The organism is Paenibacillus sp. J14 (genome assembly GCF_000518465.1).
Lineage (GTDB): Bacteria > Bacillota > Bacilli > Paenibacillales > Paenibacillaceae > Fontibacillus > Fontibacillus barengoltzii.
Window position 1 is genome coordinate 1 of the sequence record NZ_JADQ01000076.1, and the last position, 17,880, is coordinate 17,880.

13 protein-coding genes are annotated in these 17,880 nt (G+C 52.1%); all 13 read right to left on the reverse strand.

Annotated elements, in window-relative coordinates:
- Positions 1–356 precede the first annotated feature (356 nt).
- The 13 genes from M891_RS0120465 to M891_RS0120530 all read right to left on the reverse strand — a co-directional run bounded on the left by M891_RS0120465 (position 357) and on the right by M891_RS0120530 (position 17,485).
- Positions 357–1,301, reverse strand: coding sequence for a bifunctional riboflavin kinase/FAD synthetase (locus M891_RS0120465; RefSeq protein ID WP_028540084.1), 945 nt, complete (start codon positions 1,299–1,301; stop codon positions 357–359).
- A gap of 45 nt (positions 1,302–1,346) precedes the next feature.
- The gene (gene truB / locus M891_RS0120470; protein WP_016312400.1) at positions 1,347–2,264 is read right to left on the reverse strand and encodes a tRNA pseudouridine(55) synthase TruB; all 918 of its coding nucleotides are present in this window, start codon (positions 2,262–2,264) and stop codon (positions 1,347–1,349) included.
- Positions 2,261–3,241, reverse strand: a complete 981-nt coding sequence (locus M891_RS0120475; protein ID WP_028540085.1) for a DHH family phosphoesterase — start codon at positions 3,239–3,241, stop codon at positions 2,261–2,263. Before M891_RS0120475 ends, truB begins: the two co-directional genes overlap by 4 nt.
- 58 nt (positions 3,242–3,299) lie before the next feature.
- Complete coding sequence (gene rbfA, locus M891_RS0120480; protein WP_009223052.1) at positions 3,300–3,653, reverse strand: 30S ribosome-binding factor RbfA; 354 nt, start codon at positions 3,651–3,653, stop codon at positions 3,300–3,302.
- A gap of 14 nt (positions 3,654–3,667) precedes the next feature.
- Entirely contained in the window at positions 3,668–6,235 is a 2,568-nt protein-coding gene (infB, locus tag M891_RS0120485; protein ID WP_028540086.1) for a translation initiation factor IF-2, read from the reverse strand.
- The gene (locus tag M891_RS0120490) at positions 6,228–6,557 is read right to left on the reverse strand and encodes a L7Ae/L30e/S12e/Gadd45 family ribosomal protein (RefSeq protein ID WP_016312403.1); all 330 of its coding nucleotides are present in this window, start codon (positions 6,555–6,557) and stop codon (positions 6,228–6,230) included. The genes infB and M891_RS0120490 overlap by 8 nt, the downstream gene beginning before the upstream one ends.
- Positions 6,550–6,864, reverse strand: a complete 315-nt coding sequence (gene rnpM, locus M891_RS0120495; protein WP_028540087.1) for an RNase P modulator RnpM — start codon at positions 6,862–6,864, stop codon at positions 6,550–6,552. The genes M891_RS0120490 and rnpM overlap by 8 nt, the downstream gene beginning before the upstream one ends.
- Before the next feature lie 15 nt (positions 6,865–6,879).
- Positions 6,880–7,977 (reverse strand): transcription termination factor NusA, encoded by a 1,098-nt coding sequence (gene nusA, locus M891_RS0120500; RefSeq protein ID WP_028540088.1) that lies wholly within the window; start codon positions 7,975–7,977, stop codon positions 6,880–6,882.
- A gap of 41 nt (positions 7,978–8,018) precedes the next feature.
- The gene (rimP, locus tag M891_RS0120505) at positions 8,019–8,480 is read right to left on the reverse strand and encodes a ribosome maturation factor RimP (protein ID WP_016312405.1); all 462 of its coding nucleotides are present in this window, start codon (positions 8,478–8,480) and stop codon (positions 8,019–8,021) included.
- Positions 8,481–8,894: 414 nt separating this feature from the next.
- Complete coding sequence (locus M891_RS0120515) at positions 8,895–13,214, reverse strand: PolC-type DNA polymerase III (RefSeq protein WP_028540089.1); 4,320 nt, start codon at positions 13,212–13,214, stop codon at positions 8,895–8,897.
- A 187-nt stretch (positions 13,215–13,401) separates the two neighbouring features.
- Positions 13,402–14,853: a proline--tRNA ligase gene (proS, locus tag M891_RS0120520; RefSeq protein ID WP_016312407.1), complete on the reverse strand. Its 1,452-nt coding sequence runs from the start codon at positions 14,851–14,853 to the stop codon at positions 13,402–13,404.
- A gap of 76 nt (positions 14,854–14,929) precedes the next feature.
- A complete protein-coding gene (gene rseP, locus M891_RS0120525; RefSeq protein ID WP_028540090.1) occupies positions 14,930–16,204 on the reverse strand; it encodes an RIP metalloprotease RseP in 1,275 nt (424 codons plus the stop codon).
- A 141-nt stretch (positions 16,205–16,345) separates the two neighbouring features.
- Entirely contained in the window at positions 16,346–17,485 is a 1,140-nt protein-coding gene (locus M891_RS0120530) for a 1-deoxy-D-xylulose-5-phosphate reductoisomerase (RefSeq protein WP_028540091.1), read from the reverse strand.
- Positions 17,486–17,880 lie beyond the last annotated feature (395 nt).

Consider the following 17,880-nt stretch of genomic DNA (forward strand, 5'->3'; position numbering starts at 1 on the left):
ATCGGTACTTCAATTGCTGCTTGCCCACTCGCAAGCTGATCGGCAAGGAGCGTCGCGGGGCTCGTGTAAAGAAAACATTCGACACGGCCAAAACACCCGTTGCCCGGTTAATCGAATTGGGCGTGCTACGACCAGAACAAACCCAACGGTTACAGGCGTATCAGACTTCCCAAGATCCGCTTGCATTACACAATCAGTTGGAAGCGCTGCTTTCCCAACCCGTGACGNCTGCCTCCGCTACGCGCCCAGTGGAGGCTATGTAACAGCCTCCACTGGGTAACAAAATTACGTGAGTGAACCATTATCCTTCGGTAACATTTTTATATGAGTTGACACGTGCCGGATCGGTAGGGTTCTCAGGAATCTTTCAGCAATCGTTTCGCCGTTTCCGCATCCTGTCCAATTTGAGCAATCAGCTCATCCAAGGAGCCGAACTTGCGCTCCTCCCGAATATAGTGAACCAATTCCACGGATAGGCTTTCGTCGTAAATCTCGCTGGAAAAATCAAACAGATGGGCTTCCAGCCAAAAGATTTTGCCGTTCTCATGAAAGGTTGGCTTCACTCCAACGTTCATCACGCCGGAGTAAGTCGTTCCTTCGTGCGTCACTCGTACGGCATAGACCCCGCTGGCCGGGACGACATAATGCTCCGCCAGCTTCAGGTTGGCTGTAGGGAAGCCGAGCTGACGGCCGCGTTTCTCGCCGTGCATGACGGTCCCTCGCAGCGTATACGTCCGTCCGAGCCAACGATTCGCTTGCTCAATCTTCCCTTCCTGCAGCGCTTTGCGAATCCCTGAACTGCTGACCTTCTCCCCGTCGATCAGGAACGGCGGTACGGTGTGCACGTCAAGGACATTGCCGCTTAATTCACGCAGCATGCTCGCATCCCCTTCCCCCCGGTAGCCATAACGGAAGTCAAAGCCAACTACCGCAGTGTGCACCTGCAACGGCACCAGGATACCGGAAACGAAGTTCTGCGGACTTACACGCGAGAAAGCGTCGTTAAACTCAACGATATATACGTAATCCACGCCCATCTCGCGCAGAATACGTTCCTTCTCCTCCGGCGGCGTCAAATATCCGTCATAATCGCCTTTCTTCATAACTTCCTTCGGATGGGGATGAAACGTCATGACGGAGGCAGGAAGACCGAGTTCGCCAGCCAACCGAACAGCCGAATTAATTACGCTGGCATGTCCCAGGTGAAGGCCGTCAAATTGGCCGATCGCCAGCACTTGCGGGCGGGTATGTTGTTCTATAAATCGTTCATTTAGTGGATATGATAAATGTATCGTTTCCATGATCGTCTCACCTGCAATTTCCCTCGGAATGCGCATTTCTTAAGGCTACTCGGGTAGAAACACTTTAACTGCCTTTACGGCCTTCGCTCCCTCTTCTACCCGGAAGATGCCTAAAAATTGCTGTTCGGGGCTGTACAACCGCAGGGTTTCTCCGCGCTTAACCGGTGGAGTTACCACTGAGGGGGACAGCCGCTGACCTTGCAATGCCGCCTTGACCTTCTCGGCAGCAACGGTATGGGCCGGTAAATGCTGCACCGCTCGATCAACCGGCAGTAAATATTCTTGCAGCGATCCGTTTGCCGCGTGACGGGCCACCTCATCCAGCGTCAGACAATGTGACTCCGTGATTCCCGCCGACATCGTCCGCTTTAGCTCCGTCATCGCCGCAGGCACGCCGAGTGCACGTCCGATATCAACGCAGAGCGTACGGATATAAGTTCCTTTGGAGCATAACGCGCGAAAAGAGATCCGCGGATGCGGCCCTTCCGGATGGAACGAAATCAGCTCCAATTGATAGATCGTCACTTCCCGGGGCTTGCGCTCCACGGTTTTCCCTTCCCGTGCCAGTTCATAAAGACGTTTCCCGTCTTGTTTAAGCGCCGAATACATCGGCGGAATTTGCGAGATTGTGCCAACAAACCGGGACAATACAAGCCGAACGTCCTCTTCCGTCACCCGAACCTCATTCACCTGTTCGATGATTTCGCCGGTCATATCCTCAGTATCGGTCGCCACGCCGAGCACCAAGGTTGCTTCGTATTCCTTCGGCAAGTCCTGCAAATACTCCACCATTCGCGTTGCTCGGCCGAGACATAGAGGCAATACTCCAGTGACGGCTGGGTCTAACGTACCTGTGTGGCCAATCCGCTTCATTTTCAAAATCCCCCGGCATTTGGCAACCACGTCATGCGATGTAAAACCGGCTGGCTTGTGGATCGGCAAAATGCCTTCGTATGCGTTCATAACTGCAGCCTCACTTGTTCCAACACTCTAGGGACAACCGTGTCCAGAGTCCCTTCTATGCGAGCTCCAGCGGCCCGGACATGACCGCCGCCGCCAAAGCTTTGAGCCACCTTAGCCACGTCGACTTTGCCCGCCGAGCGCATACTCACCTTGATGGCTTGTTCGTTAATGACCTTAAACAACAGGCCTACTTCGACTCCTTGAATATTCCGCGGATAATTGACGATGCCTTCCATATCCTCGTGAACGGCGCCAGTCGCCTGCAGGTCCTCATCTGTCACCGACACCCAGCTAATCTTCCCGTCTTCCGTCAGCTGAAGTCCATTTAGAGCCCGAGTCAGCAGACGCAGCTGCGGAAGCGTCATTTGCTCTAGCAGCAATTCGGATAAAGCGGGACCGTCTACGCCGTACTCTAGCAATTTGGAGGCAGCCGCCATCACCTTGGGCGATGTATTGGAGTACCGGAACCCGCCAGTATCTGTCAATAGTCCGGTATAAAGCACCGTTGCGATCGTCTGATCCAACGGAAGATCCATATAGTTGATTAGGTCGAACAAAATTTCGGCGGTCGCCGCCGCATTGGGCACAACAAGGTTCACCAACCCGTATAGATCGTTGGTCGGATGGTGGTCGATGTTCAGCAGGCGTGCCCCTTCGGCAAACCATTCATGGGTCTTGCCAACCCGTTTGAAGTCAGCGCAGTCCACGCAGATCACATGATCAAATTTGCGGTCAAGCGATGTCACCGACAAATCGAGAATCTCATCTGCATGCCACAAATAATGCATCCGTTTAGGGATCGGGCCTTCGTTGACCATCACGAATTTTTTACCCAGACATGACAGAAGCCAGCCCACCGCTAGGGTGGAACTGACTGCGTCACCGTCCGGCTGAACATGCGACACAATTAGGAAATGATCATTCTGAGTCAGGAACTCCTTCGTCTGACTCAGATCCCTTTCATAGGTCGTCTGCATTGCCGTCTCCTTTGGGAATCTCCATTACTCATGATGAGTTATCGATTCCCTTCATATTTCATTCTTTGTGCTCTTGCGTAATTTCGCCGAGAAGCTTCTCAATCCGACTGCCATAAGCGATGGATTCGTCAATTTTGAAAATCAACTCCGGTGTGTGGCGCAGCCGAATTCGTTTGCCGATTTCAGTACGCAGGAAGCCGGTCGCTTTCTCCAGCCCTTTTAAGGATTCGTTCTTCTGCTCCTCGTCACCAAATACGCTGAGGTAAACTTTGGCCTGCGACAAATCATTTGTCACATCGACTCCGGTCACCGTGACAAAACCGATGCGCGGATCTTTCAGTTCACTCTGGATGAGCACGCTTAGTTCTTTCTTAATCTGTTCGCCTACGCGGCCGGTACGATTTTTGGCCATTTTAGACACCCACCTTACTTCGGTTCAACAGTTTCCATGACGAACGCTTCGATCACGTCGCCTTCTTTAATATCGTTGTAATTGTCCAAGGTAATCCCGCACTCGTAACCTTGAGCAACTTCCTTCGCGTCGTCCTTGAAACGTTTGAGCGAATCGATTTTGCCCTCATATACGACGATGCCGTCACGAATCAAGCGGACTTCCGCCGAACGGGTAATTTTACCAGAAGTCACCATACAACCTGCAATCGTTCCGACCTTGCTGATCTTGAACGTATTACGGACTTCCGCGTGACCGATAACTGCCTCTTTATAAACCGGATCAAGCATCCCTTTCATCGCTTGCTCAATCTCTTCAATTGCGTTGTAAATGACGCGGTGCAAGCGAATATCAACCTTCTCTTGTTCCGCGGTCGCTTTCGTTTGATTGTCTGGACGGACGTTGAACCCGATAATAATCGCGTTCGAAGCCGCCGCCAAGATGACATCGGATTCGGTAATCGCACCGGCACCGCTGTGGATAATCTTGACGCGAACGCCTTCGACCTCGATCTTCTCGAGTGCGCCTCGGAGCGCTTCAACCGAACCTTGTACGTCGGCTTTGATGATCACATTGAGATCCTTGATTTCGCCTTCTTTGATGTGGCGGAACAGATCATCCAGCGTCACGCGAGTATTGGCACCCAAATCGGACTGACGCTGCATCGTGGCCCGTTTGTCTGCGATCGACCGCGCTTTGCGCTCGTCTTCGAAGACCATAAACGGATCGCCGGCTTGCGGCACCTCGGTCAGACCGGTAATTTCCACCGGCGTCGATGGACCGGCTTCTTTCAACCGGCGTCCACGATCGTTAACCATCGCGCGAACGCGGCCGAAGCAGTTTCCTGCAACAAAAGCGTCGCCAACCTTCAATGTTCCGTGTTGAACCAATACGCGAGCTACCGGGCCGCGAGTTTTATCGAGCTCAGCCTCGATGACTGCACCGCGAGCGCGTTTATCCGGGTTCGCTTTGTACTCGTTCACTTCGGCTACCAGCAGTATCATTTCAAGCAAGTTTTCCAAGCCGATTTTTTGCTTCGCAGAGACGTTGACGAAAATCGTGTCGCCGCCCCATTCTTCCGGTACAAGCTCATACTCGGTCAATTCTTGTTTCACTCGATCCGGATTGGCTTCCGGTTTATCGATCTTGTTGACCGCAACAATAATTGGCAAGCCTGCTGCTTTCGCATGGTTCACCGCTTCGACCGTCTGCGGCATCACGCCGTCATCCGCAGCAACGACGATAATCGTAATATCCGTTAACTGGGCACCGCGGGCACGCATCGCTGTAAACGCTTCGTGGCCTGGCGTATCCAGGAACGTAATCTTCTTGCCGTTGATTTCGACTTGATATGCCCCGATATGCTGCGTGATCCCGCCGGCTTCGCCGCCGGTGACATTCGTGGAACGAATAGCGTCCAACAGCGTCGTTTTCCCGTGGTCAACGTGACCCATGATCGTAACGACAGGTGGACGTTCTTTCAGATCCGCCTCATCGTCAACCTCTTCGATCGTTTCAAACCGGTCTTCTTCCACCGGAATTTTCACCTCAACCTCAACGCCGAAATCACTTGCCAGCAGCTGGATCGTATCAAGGTCAAGCTCTTGGTTAATGGTGGCCATGACGCCGAGCAGCATCAGCTTCTTGATGACTTCGGAAGCGTCCTTATGCAGCAATTTGGCGGTTTCGCCAACCGTCATCGTACCGCGGACGATAATCTTCTTCGGCGTATTGTCGATCTTCTCGCGTGGAGGCTGCTGCGGAGCCCCTTTGCCGCGTCCGCCTTTACCACCTCGATTATTTTTGAAACTGGCGCCATTGCGGTTATCATCGTAACCTCTTTGGTTCTTGCCACCGTTGTTATTCCCTTTTCTTTGCCCTTGTCCTTTGCCGCCGCCGTTTCCACCGCCTAAATTGTTGCTTGGTGCAAAGGCGCGGTTTCCGCCGCCGTTTTGGCCTTGGGCTGGGCGCTGGCCGCTATCATTCCGCTGGCCGCCTTGCCCGGCTCCCCGGTTCCCTTGCGGGTTCCGGTTCGCACCTGAGGTGTTCCCACCGCCTTGGCCTTGGGGACGAGAGTTTTGATGATTGCCGCCGTTTGGACGGCTCGATCTTTCTTGAACTGCCGTACTGCCACCTGCATTGGTTTGGTTTGTTTTTGGTTTATTATTCATGCTTACCTGCTTTTCCTGTTGATTTTGGTTTTTTACGGGTGCGTTTGCGCCGCGTCCCTGATCTCCGCGATGACCGGATGATTCTCCGGCTGTAGCTTTCGGTGTTTGGCTTCCTCCTGCGGAAGCCGATGCCGGCGATTTGGCAGAGGAATCGTTGCGTCCCGAGCTTTCTCGTTTCGCCGCCGCGTTGCTTTTAATATCCTTGAAGAACTGTTCCACACGGGCTACGGCATCATTCTCCATGACGCTCATGTGGTTGTTAACCGGGATATTCAGACGCTTAAGAATCGTGATAATTTCTTTACTACTCATATTGAGCGATTTGGCGTATTCATACACCCTGAGCTTATCTTGTTTTTCTTGTTTACTCAATATACTCCACCTCCGATGTTTTCAAGATCGCTTTGCGGATCATCTCGGTAAACCCTGGATCGGTGATCGCCAGAACAACCCGTTCCGGCTTGCCAACACTTCTCCCGAGCGCTTCACGGTCAAATCCGATGATCAGCGGGATGTTGTAGCTTCCGCATTTGTCCCGGAATTTCTTCTGTGTATTGGCGGAAGCATCTCCCGCAACGATGACGAGCTTGGCTTCTCTTGAACGAATCGATTTCAGGACGAGTTCGTCCCCAGTTACCAGCTTACCGGCTCGCATGGCGAGACCAAGACCGGACAACGGCTGGGCCTTATTCATCTTCATCCTCTTCTCGAGCCTGAGCAGCAAGGAATTCATCCTCGACGGCCAAGAAATCGCGAGCGAGCTGTTCGTAAACCTCGTTACCAACCGGAGCTTTAAGTGCCCGATCCAGTGCACGTGATTTATGAGCGAGCTTAAAGCATTCCGTCTTGCCGCAGAGATAAGCGCCGCGGCCTGACTTTTTGCCTGTTAAGTCGATCGACACCTCGCCCTCCGGGGAACGCACAATCCGGATCAGCGACTTCTTGGGCATCATTTCCTGGCAGGCTACGCATTTGCGGAGCGGTACTTTTCTTTGCTTCATCCTTGCCACCTCCCGTTAATCCACGGAGATGGAATCCTGAGGCATTTCGCCTTGTTCGGTTTTTTCTCTGCCGAATTCCTCTTCCGCTTGGGTTTCGCTCTTGATGTCGATTTTCCAACCGGTCAATTTGGCGGCGAGACGCGCGTTCTGTCCTTTAATGCCAATCGCCAGCGACAATTGGTAATCCGGTACGATCACGCGGGCCATCTTCTCCGCTTCAAACACCTGCACTTCGAGCACTTTGGACGGGCTCAGCGCATTGGCTACATATTCCTCAACATTCTCCGAATAACGAACGATGTCAATTTTCTCTCCGCGCAGCTCGTTCACAATCGTTTGTACACGCGTCCCCTTCGGGCCAACGCAGGAGCCAACAGGATCCACTTCGCTGTTGCGGGAGTATACGGCGATTTTGGAGCGGAAGCCGGCTTCGCGGGCTACGGAACGAATCTCCACAACACCGTCAAAAATTTCCGGAACCTCCAGCTCGAACAAGCGCTTCAGCAAGCCCGGATGCGTACGGGACAGCAAGATTTGCGGTCCTTTCGTCGTATTCTCTACTTTCGTAATGTACGCTTTAATCCGGTCGCCGTGCTTGAACTTCTCGTTTGGCATCAATTCGTTTAACGGTAAATGGGCTTCCACCTTACCAAGATCAACGTAAATATTACGTAAGTCCTGACGTTGTACGATCCCGGTTACGATGTCCTCTTCCTTCTCCACGAACGCATTATAGATCAGTCCGCGCTCGGCCTCACGAATACGCTGCGTCACGACTTGCTTCGCCGTTTGTGCCGCGATCCGGCCGAAGTCCCGAGGGGTTACCTCAATTTCAGTGATGTCGTCCAGATGATAGTTCGGATTAATCTCACGTGCTGCTTGCAGTGAAATCTCCGTCCGCGGATCAAGGACTTCCTCTACGACAAGCTTGCGCGCATAAACTTTGATTTCGCCGGTATGGCGGTTCATATCCACACGCACGTTTTGCGCCGTATTAAAGTTACGTTTGTAGCTGGAGATCAGCGCTGCTTCGATCGCTTCGAACAAGATGTCCTTGCTGATTCCTTTTTCCCTTTCCAATTCGTTCAAGGCTTCGATAAAATCCATGCTCATTTGCCTCGAGTTCCCCCTTTCATAATTCCCTGCAGGTCACACTAGAAAATAATGGCCAATCTTGCGCTGGCAACTTTGCTATATGGAATGGCGTGACGCTTCTTCCCCACTTCAATAACTAATTCGTTCCCATCAAAGGAAAGAAGCCGGCCTTCAAATTCTTTCAGGCCATCTACCGGTTCGTATGTAGTCACAAAAACGTCTTTGCCGACCGCCTTGGAGACATCCTCGGCTTTCTTCAAGGGGCGTTCCGCTCCTGGCGAAGACACTTCAAGAAAATAAGCCGACGGAATCGGATCGTTCTCGTCGAGCTTCTCGCTAAGGTATTCGCTGATCCGGCCGCAGTCATCAATGTCGATGCCGCCTTCTTTGTCGACAAATACGCGGAGGAACCAGTTGCTGCCCTCCTTCACGTATTCCACGTCAACCAGTTCAAAGCCGTTCTCCTCCAAATAAGGCGTGACCATTTGCTCGACGGTCGCTTTGATCTTTGGTGTGCTCAAGCGTACATTACCTCCAACTTTAATCCTATATACCAAAGATTAAAGAGTGGGTTTCCCCACTCTTTAAACAACGGTTCTATCTTCATGATTGCCAAAAAAATTATAACATAGTACATACCAAGTGACAAGTAAAACACCTTTACTGCTAGAGGGAGATTAAAAAGTCATCTTCGGATCACGAAGCAAAACCGAGTTGTTTATTCGACGTCGAATCTTGAACTCAGCCCGGCCTTCCGTTGCTCACGTACCTTTTCGTACGCTCCGCTACTCAGTCCTGTCTTCGTCCAACCTTCTCGGTGCTCCAAACCTGTCTTTTTTATCCTTCAACAAACGGGAGATTAAAAAGTCATCTTCGGATCACGAAGCAATACAAGACGTTAATTCAACGTCGAATTTTGAACTCAGCCAGCTAGATTAAAATAAAGACAATTGATTGCTCTCTGGCAGGCCGCGGAAACAGCCCATGGAACCGAGAAGTTCCACGATCGTTTTACTCGCTTTGGACTTCTGCTGGAAGTCCTCGATCGACAGGAATTCACCTTGCTCTTTCGCTGCGGCGATGTTTTTGGCCGCGTTCTCCCCGATCCCGGCAAGCGCCGAGAACGGCGGAATCAACGAATCGCCGTCGACGATAAATTTCGTAGCGTCGGAGCGATACAGATCGATCGGCTTGAAATGGAACCCGCGTGCCGTCATTTCCAACGCCATTTCCAAGATCGGGAGCATGTTCTTCTCCTTCGGCAGCGCCTGGAAGCCCTTCTGCTCAATCTCTTCGATCTTGCGGTAAATCGCCTCGTACCCTTGGCAGCACAGCTCGATATCAAAGTCCTCCCCGCGGACCGAGAAATACGTCGCATAATATTCGATCGGATAATACAGCTTGAAGTAAGCGGTACGTACCGCAGAGATAACGTAAGCAGCGGCGTGCGCCTTCGGGAACATGTACTGGATCTTCAAGCAAGAATCGATATACCATTGCGGTACTTTACACTTCTTCATTTCCTCGATCCATTCCGGCGTCAACCCTTTCCCCTTACGAACACTCTCCGTAATTTTAAAGGCCAAGCCGGCGTCCATTCCCGCTTTATATATCAGGTACAGCATGATATCGTCACGACAACCGATAACGGTTTTGATGTTACAAGTGCCGTTTTTGATCAGTTCCTGAGCATTCCCCAGCCATACACCGGTTCCGTGCGATAACCCGGAAATTTGCAGTAAATCCGCAAAGGAAGACGGCTGTGATTCCACCAGCATCTGGCGCACAAATTTCGTCCCCATCTCCGGGATCCCGTATGTGGCAACCGGCGTACGGATCTGTTCCGGTGTAACCCCTAGTGCATCCGTGGAGTTGAACATGCTCATTACTTTCGGGTCATTCATGGGGATCGTCGTTGGATCGACCCCGGTCAAATCCTGCAGCATCCGCATCATCGTCGGATCATCGTGCCCCAGAATATCGAGCTTGAGCAGATTCGCGTCGAAGGCGTGGTAATCGAAATGGGTTGTTTTCCATTCAGATTCGGTGTCATCGGCCGGGTACTGTACCGGCGTGATATCTTCCACATCAATGTAATCCGGTACGACGACGATCCCGCCGGGATGCTGCCCGGTACTGCGCTTAACGCCGGTACATCCTGCCGCCAGGCGATTGAGCTCCGCCCCGCGCCAATGCTTGTTATGCTCTTCTTCGTACTTCTTGGCAAAGCCAAACGCGGTTTTCTCCGCAACCGTACCGATGGTTCCTGCACGGAATACGTTCTTCTCCCCGAACAGGACCTTCGTGTAGTTATGAGCGACCGGTTGATATTCGCCGGAGAAGTTAAGGTCAATATCGGGGACCTTGTCACCTTTGAAGCCCAAGAACGTCTCGAACGGAATGTCCTGACCTTCGCCCTTCAGCTTGCCGCCGCATTTCGGGCAGCTTTTGTCTGGAAGGTCGAAGCCGCTGGGCACGCTGCCGTCCAGGAACCATTCGCTATATTTGCATTCGTGATTTTGACAGATATAGTGAGCCGGCAGCGGATTGACTTCGGAAATCCCAAGGAATAACGCAACCACCGACGAGCCGACCGAACCCCGGGAACCTACGAGATACCCGTCTTGGTTCGATTTCTTCACCAGCCGCTCGGAAATCAAATAGTTAGCCGAGAACCCATATTTGATAATTGGCTCCAGCTCTTTCTCCAACCGCTTCACAATCACTTCAGGCAAATCGTCGCCGTAAATGGATTTGGCGGTATCGTAACACTTCTGGCGGATCTCCTCGTCGGCCCCTTCAATGATTGGGGTAAACAGCTTGTCCGGGAACAGTTCGATCTCCTCGAAGCGGTCCGCCAACGCTGAAGTATTGGTGACGACCACTTCCCAAGCCTTCTCCTGACCTAGGAATTTGAATTCCTCCAGCATTTCCTCCGTTGTCCGGAAGTGCGCATCCGGCTTGCGGATTTCCTTCAGCGGACTGAACCCGGTAATTCCGTGGATCGTAATGTCACGGAACAGCTTGTCTTTCGGGTCCAAGTAGTGCACGTTTCCGGTGGCAACAACCGGCTTGTCCAGCTTCGTCCCGATCTCCACGATTTTGCGAATCGCCGTCTGCAGTTCTTCCGTGCTGCCAACGAGCCCTTTTTCTACGAGATGCATGTACATCGTGAGCGGCTGAATTTCGAGTACATCATAAAATTCGGCTACCGCTTCGGCTTCCTCCACCGATTTGTTCAGTACGGTCTCGAAGAACTCGCCCTTCTCGCAGCCGGAGAGGATCAGCAAACCTTCTCGCAGCTCCACCAGCTTGGATTTCGGAATACAAGGCACCCGCTTGAAATATTCGGTGTGCGACAACGAGATCAGCTTAAACAGGTTTTTCTTGCCAACTGGATTAAGTGCATAGATCCCGCAATGGAACGGACGGGCATTGGACAAGTCTTTCCCGACCTTATCATTCAAGCGATCAAGCGTCTTATATCCTTCAATCTTGAATGCATCATCCAGCAGACCGTTTAAGATCTCACCCAGCGCCACGGTATCATCGATCGCCCGGTGGTGGTTCTCCAGTGAAACTTTGTACTTGGCAGCCAGCGTATTCAAGCGGTGATTTTTCATCGTCGGGAACAACATCCGGGCCAGCTCCAGCGTATCAAGCACTGGGTTTTCCATGATTGGCAGGCCCAGCTCCTTAAGCTTGGCATTCACAAAGTCATAGTCAAACCGGGCGTTATGAGCCACCAAAATCGCATCCTCGGCGAACTCCACGAACCGTTTCAGCACCGGCTCCACATCAGGTGCATCCTTCACCATGTCATCGTTGATATTGGTCAACTGTTGAATATGGTACGGAATCCGTTCATGCGGATTTACGAAGGTCGCATATCGGTCGATCTCTTTACCTTCCCGCATTTTCACAGCCGCAATTTCAATGATTTTGTTTTGGGTTACCGACAAGCCGGTGGTCTCGATGTCAAACACAACGTAGGTCGCCGTCTTCAACTCGTCCCCTCTCGGGTTCAGCACAACCGCGACATCATCATTAACAACATTGGCTTCCACGCCGTAAATCATCTTAATGCCATGCTTCTTCGCAGCCTTCGCCGCGTCCGGGAAACTTTGCACACCGCCGTGGTCCGTCACAGCGATCGCTTTATGTCCCCATTTTGCCGCCATTTTCACATAATCGCCAATCGGCGTGACGGCGTCCATCGTACTCATCGTCGTGTGCAGATGGAATTCAACCCGCTTCTCCGTCGCGTTATCCATTCGTCCTGGAGGTGCGGGCACCTCAACCAGATCCGACGGAATCATGACCAGCTCGGGAACCGGCATAAAGCGGTCCATTTCTACTTTCCCCCGTGCCTTGATCCATTTCCCGTTGGCGAGTTGCCCCATAATCTTCAGATCTTCTTTATTTTTGGCGAACAATTTCAGCTGCAGGGAATCGGAGAAATCGGTCAGGAAAAACGTAAACAAGGTGTTGCCGTTTCGCAGCTCCTTGCGATCCAGGCCAAAAATCGTCCCCTGAATCGTAATCTTCTTCTCTTCGTCCTGGATTTGCTGAAGCGGTACAGGCGGATCCTTGATCTCGTTCCCAAGCTGCAGCTTGACCACTTCGCCCCCATCGTCTTCTTCCGGAGGAGCTTCCACGGTCAGGCTCTCCATCATCTGTTGAATAACTTCGCGTTCTTCCTCCACGATCCGCTGCTGGAACTCTTCAAACGCTTCGACGTTCGGCTCTCCGGTTTGCAGTTTGATTCTTAACGGCAGGGCAAAATAGGTTTCATAATACACGGTGATGGCTTTGTCAATCTGTTTCTTCCGCGCCAACTCCAGCGCCATAGCGTCGCCAAATGTTACGGTGACCATATCGCCGTCGATATCCAGCCCGGCTCTCGCCATCCAGCCATTGACCGACGGAATCTGGCGTTTCACCCATTCGAGAAAGAGCGGCCAATATTCTTCAACAATGTCTTTGGCGGTTAACCCGCCGCCGTAATGAAACTCAAAAGAAATGATGGCGATATGCTCCATCCGTTCTCTGACCCGCAGGCAAAAGGTGCGGTAGGCTTGAGCCGGCACCAGCGTGTCCTTCTGAATGGTGATTCTCCATTCCCGATTGCTGCGACTGACCTCTACTTTTTCGATATGCCCGTCAAGAAAATACGGATCGATCAGCGAAGCGGGCACATCCGCCTGCTTCATCAACAGCTCCAGCCGGTTTCTCTTGTCTTGCGTCTCGGTCATGTCCTCTCCCCTCACCTTGCTTGCTGACTTCTTCCCATGATTCGAAAAAAAGGCTTCCGGCGGTGATGCCGGCGGCGTAATAAGCCTGCAGGCGCTTGACTGCCGAAAGCCCTCTTGTGGTTGTGCCATTCGCCCGCGTCCTCAGCTTCCCCAAACTCTTAGCGGGACGGTAACGCGAAAGTTATTCTTAATAGGCTCTGGCAAAAACAACGGTATGTTTCGCTGGATTCCCGCAAACGAGGCAGGTATCCTTCGTCGTTTGAGGATGGAATGGGATATTGCGGCTGGTTGCGCCCGTTTCTTCCTTCACCGTGCGTTCGCATGCTTCCGAACCGCACCATCCGGCCAAGGTGAAGCCGCGTTTCTCTTCGATGCTGGCCTTCATTTCATCCAGCGTATCGACGGTGTAGAAATGCTCTTCTCGGAAAGCTTTAGCCCGCTCGTACATTTCCTGATGAACCTGCTCCAGCATAGCCTGAACCTCTTCGACTAACCGGTCCTGTTGAACAACCTTCTTCTCGCCGCTGATACGGGAGACAAGAACGCAAACGCCGTTCTCCATATCGCGAGGTCCAATTTCCAGACGAACCGGTACACCGCGCATTTCGTACTCGTTAAACTTCCAGCCTGGGCGGAAGTCAGCGCGGTCATCAATCCCAACGCGAATGCCCGCTTTCTTCAGCTCGGCGAACAGCTCGTCCGCTCTGCCTACAACGGCTTCCCAAGTTTTTGGCGGGCCAATCGGAATAATCATGACCTGCTTCGGCGCAACCTTCGGCGGCAAGGCCAGCCCACGGTCATCGCCATGCACCATGATCAGCGAGCCGATCAACCGGGTGCTGACGCCCCAGGACGTCGTATGAACGTATTCGCGTACATTCTCACGGTTGAGGTATTGAATATCAAACGCCTTCGCAAAATTAGTTCCCAAATAGTGCGAGGTTCCTGCTTGTACCGCACGTCCGTCCTTCATCATCGCTTCGATCGAATAAGTATCGACAGCACCTGCAAATTTCTCAGAAGGCGTTTTTTGCCCGACAATTACCGGGATCGCCAAATAATTTTCCACGAAGTCGCGGTAAATTTCCAGCATGCGCATCGTCTCTTCGCGAGCTTCCTGCTCGTTCTCGTGCGCCGTATGGCCTTCCTGCCACAAGAATTCGCTTGTACGGAGGAATGGCAGCGTCCGTTTCTCCCAACGCACTACATTCGCCCATTGGTTGATCAACACCGGCAAATCGCGGTAGGATTGGATCCATTTTTCATACATATGCCCAATCATCGTCTCAGACGTCGGACGGATCGCCAGACGCTCCTCCAGCTTCTCGCCAGCCGCCTCGGTCACCCAAGGAAGTTCCGGGTTAAAGCCTTCAACGTGTTCTTTTTCCTTCTGGAAGAAGCTCTCCGGAATAAACAGCGGAAAATAAGCGTTGCGATGCCCCGTTTCTTTAAAACGGCGGTCCAACTCCGCTTGAATATGCTCCCAAATTTCATAGCCGTCCGGCTTAAATACGATACAGCCGCGGACCGGTGAGTAATCCATCAAATCCGCTTTTTTAATAACGTCGATATACCAACGGGAAAAATCCACTCCCTGCGGGGTAATCTCCGTGACGAATTGTTTCTCCTCGTTTGCCATAAGAACCTTTGTCCTCCCGTTAAAACCACAAGTTTAATAGTTACCTGCGCCATCAGAGCTGCGCATCCATCTTCAATCAGCCGTGAATCAAGCGCAAAATGTCATTATACGTGACCGCAATCATCAGCAGGAATAGCATCGCAAATCCGATGAAATGTACCATTCCTTCGCGGTTAGGATCAATCGGTTTGCCGCGCAAGGCCTCGACCCCTAGGAAGATCAGACGACTTCCGTCGAGCGCCGGGATCGGCAGCAGGTTAAAGATCCCCAAATAGAGGCTTAAAATTGCCGCCCAATAGGTTAACTGAACAATCCCTTGCTTCGCGATTTGACCAGTCACCTCAAAGGTGCGAACCGGTCCGCCCAGATCGTCCATGTTAAAGCGATTAATCAACTGTTTGAACCCGAGGAAAATCGCTTTTGTCGTGTTGACCATGTCCTCCCCGGCAACTTGGAACGTCTCTCCAAACGACGCACTGCGCGTCGGGAACACGGTAACGATCGTACTTCCGATTTTACCGTCCTCATTCTCCGCCCCTTTCGGGGTAATGGTGATATTTAACGTCTCGTCCCCGCGTTTGATCGTCCACGTCATCGGTTTGTTTTTCGAAGCCTGGATCATTTCGATCATTTTATTTGCATCGGTTCCGACCGGAGTTCCGTTGATCGTTTCGATGATATCGCCCGTTTTGAGCCCTACTTCCTCGGCAGGCATGCCTTTCATGACCTCACCGATTTGCAGGTGGCTGGGTTGATCCAGCGGAATTCCCGCCATTTGAGTATGCAGGGCAAACAACACAAACGCCAAAATAAAGTTCATCAAAGGACCCGCGAAAATCGACAGAGCCCGCTGTCCCACAGTTTTGCTGCCGTACTGCCGGTCTCTCGGCGCAATTTGCGTCTCTTTGCCTTTCGCCACCAGCATGGCTTGCGGATGCACACGGTAGGTGAGCGCTTCACCGTCCACATTCAAACGTACCGCAAGATCGTCCTCAAGGTCGATGTGCTGCACTTCGCCGCGGATGACGTTCTTCCGACTGTCCAATCGGTCCAGATAAATCTTCCGAACCTTATCGTTCTCCAGACGCAAAGCAATGGTTTGTCCATCTGATATCTGAATCAGCTCCGGATCTTCCCCCGCCATACGCGCATAGCCGCCGAAAGGAAGCAAACGCAAGGTGAACTGGGTCTCCCCCCGTTTAAAAGACAGCAGCTTAGGGCCAAACCCAATGGCGAACTCCCGTACCAAGATGCCGGCACGCTTCGCAAAGAAGTAATGTCCCCATTCATGCACCGTAACGATGACGAAAAACATGAGCACCGTCAAAAATATGATTTTCAGCAATTCCAAGCGTAAGCATCCCCCTTCTGGCCACGGATCGTCCAACGTTACTTTAGATTAATATATTCTCCGATCAGGCACAAGAGAATACCGCCGCCTACAGCTTTTGATCACGAGGTCCATCTTAGGGAAGCGAAAGCCTCACCGTAATCAAAGTGTCTCCGCAAGGGCTCTTGCCCAGCGATCCGCTTCACGAATCGTTTCCAGATCCGGATGAAACTGCACCTCATGTTCGGCTAACGCCGTTTCAATGATCGCCTCGATCTGCAAGAAAGGAATCTCCCCCTTCAAAAAGCGGGCGACTGCCGCTTCATTCGCGGCATTGTAAACGCTGGTTGCCGTACCACCTATTTTACCACACTCATAGGCAAGTCTTAAACAAGGGAACCGCTCGAAGTCCATCTCCCGAAAATGCAGCTTCCCGATCTCGGCTAAGGACAACCGTTTTGCCGCCGATGGCCAGCGATGTGGATAGGTCAGTGCATATTGGATCGGCACGCGCATGTCCGGCGTCCCTAACTGGGCGATCACACTGCCGTCACGATACTCAACGAAGGAGTGGATGATACTTTCTGGGTGCAGCAATACCCCGATTTGCTCAAAGGGAAGCCCAAACAACCAGTGCGCTTCGATGACTTCCAATCCTTTGTTGACCATCGTGGCCGAATCGATGGTGATTTTAGCGCCCATCGACCAGTTGGGATGCTTCAAGGCATCCTCCACCGTAACCTCCCGCAGCTGCTCTCGCGTCAGATCCCGGAACGAACCGCCGGAAGCGGTCAACGTAATTTGACGAACCTCTTGCTTGTACTCACCGTTTAGGCATTGGAAAATGGCTGAGTGCTCGCTGTCAACCGGCAGCAGCGCGACCCCTTTGCGCTGAGCCATCTCTGTGACTAGGTGCCCCGCTGTAACGAGGGTTTCCTTGTTCGCCAGTGCAATATGTTTGCCTTCCTCAATGGCCGCGAGTGTCGCGGGCAACCCTGCACTGCCAACAATGGCCGTCACAACCGTATCGGCATCAGTTCCCGCCGCCACTTCGACTAAGCCTTGCTCGCCATAGTAGAGCTCCACGCCTTCCGGCAGCTCTGGACGAATTCGATCAGCCAATTCTTTGGTAGCAACGGAGGCTTTACGAGGCCGAAACTCATGGACTTGTTCAGCAAACAATTTAAGATTGCTGCCCGCCGCCAATCCTTCCAGCCGGAACTCCCCGGGATAAGCCCGGATTACATCCAGTGTTTGCGTGCCGATGGAACCGGTCGAGCCAATCAACGCGATTTTCTTCATTGTTGCACCTACCTACCTTTTAACGGACCGTAGGGCCGTTATTCATCAATTTCCCGATCATTTCCCGCTGTAACGGACTCCAGGGGCTTTATTTGCGATCTAATGCATCTGACTTAGTGTCTTTTACCCAAATAAGGTCACTGAGGTCCATTAGCTTTTCAAACCCTTTTTTGTTACTCCAATAAGGTCTCTGGTGTCCGTAAGCCCGGCTATTCAGCACCAAGTAGCGAAAGGCCTGGCTGAAATCGAAATTTAACGCCGAACCCACGTCCATGAATCCGCTTCGTGATGGGAAGCCGATTTTAAATCCATCCGTTTAATCAAAGATTTAAAGTCGGGTTTTCAGCACCGAGAAGGTTGAATGAAGCTAGGGACTGAGTAGCGCAGCGTACATG

What these genes read in the sequence shown, in the direction of transcription:
- M891_RS0120465 (WP_028540084.1), bottom strand. Translation starts at nt 1,301, where the DNA reads ATGGAAACGATACATTTATCATATCCACTAAATGAACGATTTATAGAA.
- truB (WP_016312400.1), bottom strand. Translation starts at nt 2,264, where the DNA reads ATGAACGCATACGAAGGCATTTTGCCGATCCACAAGCCAGCCGGTTTT.
- M891_RS0120490 (WP_016312403.1), bottom strand. Translation starts at nt 6,557, where the DNA reads ATGAATAAGGCCCAGCCGTTGTCCGGTCTTGGTCTCGCCATGCGAGCC.
- proS (WP_016312407.1), bottom strand. Translation starts at nt 14,853, where the DNA reads ATGGCAAACGAGGAGAAACAATTCGTCACGGAGATTACCCCGCAGGGA.
- M891_RS0120530 (WP_028540091.1), bottom strand. Translation starts at nt 17,485, where the DNA reads ATGAAGAAAATCGCGTTGATTGGCTCGACCGGTTCCATCGGCACGCAA.
- nusA (WP_028540088.1), bottom strand. Translation starts at nt 7,977, where the DNA reads ATGAGCATGGATTTTATCGAAGCCTTGAACGAATTGGAAAGGGAAAAA.
- rbfA (WP_009223052.1), bottom strand. Translation starts at nt 3,653, where the DNA reads ATGGCCAAAAATCGTACCGGCCGCGTAGGCGAACAGATTAAGAAAGAA.
- M891_RS0120515 (WP_028540089.1), bottom strand. Translation starts at nt 13,214, where the DNA reads ATGACCGAGACGCAAGACAAGAGAAACCGGCTGGAGCTGTTGATGAAG.
- rnpM (WP_028540087.1), bottom strand. Translation starts at nt 6,864, where the DNA reads ATGAAGCAAAGAAAAGTACCGCTCCGCAAATGCGTAGCCTGCCAGGAA.
- M891_RS0120475 (WP_028540085.1), bottom strand. Translation starts at nt 3,241, where the DNA reads ATGCAGACGACCTATGAAAGGGATCTGAGTCAGACGAAGGAGTTCCTG.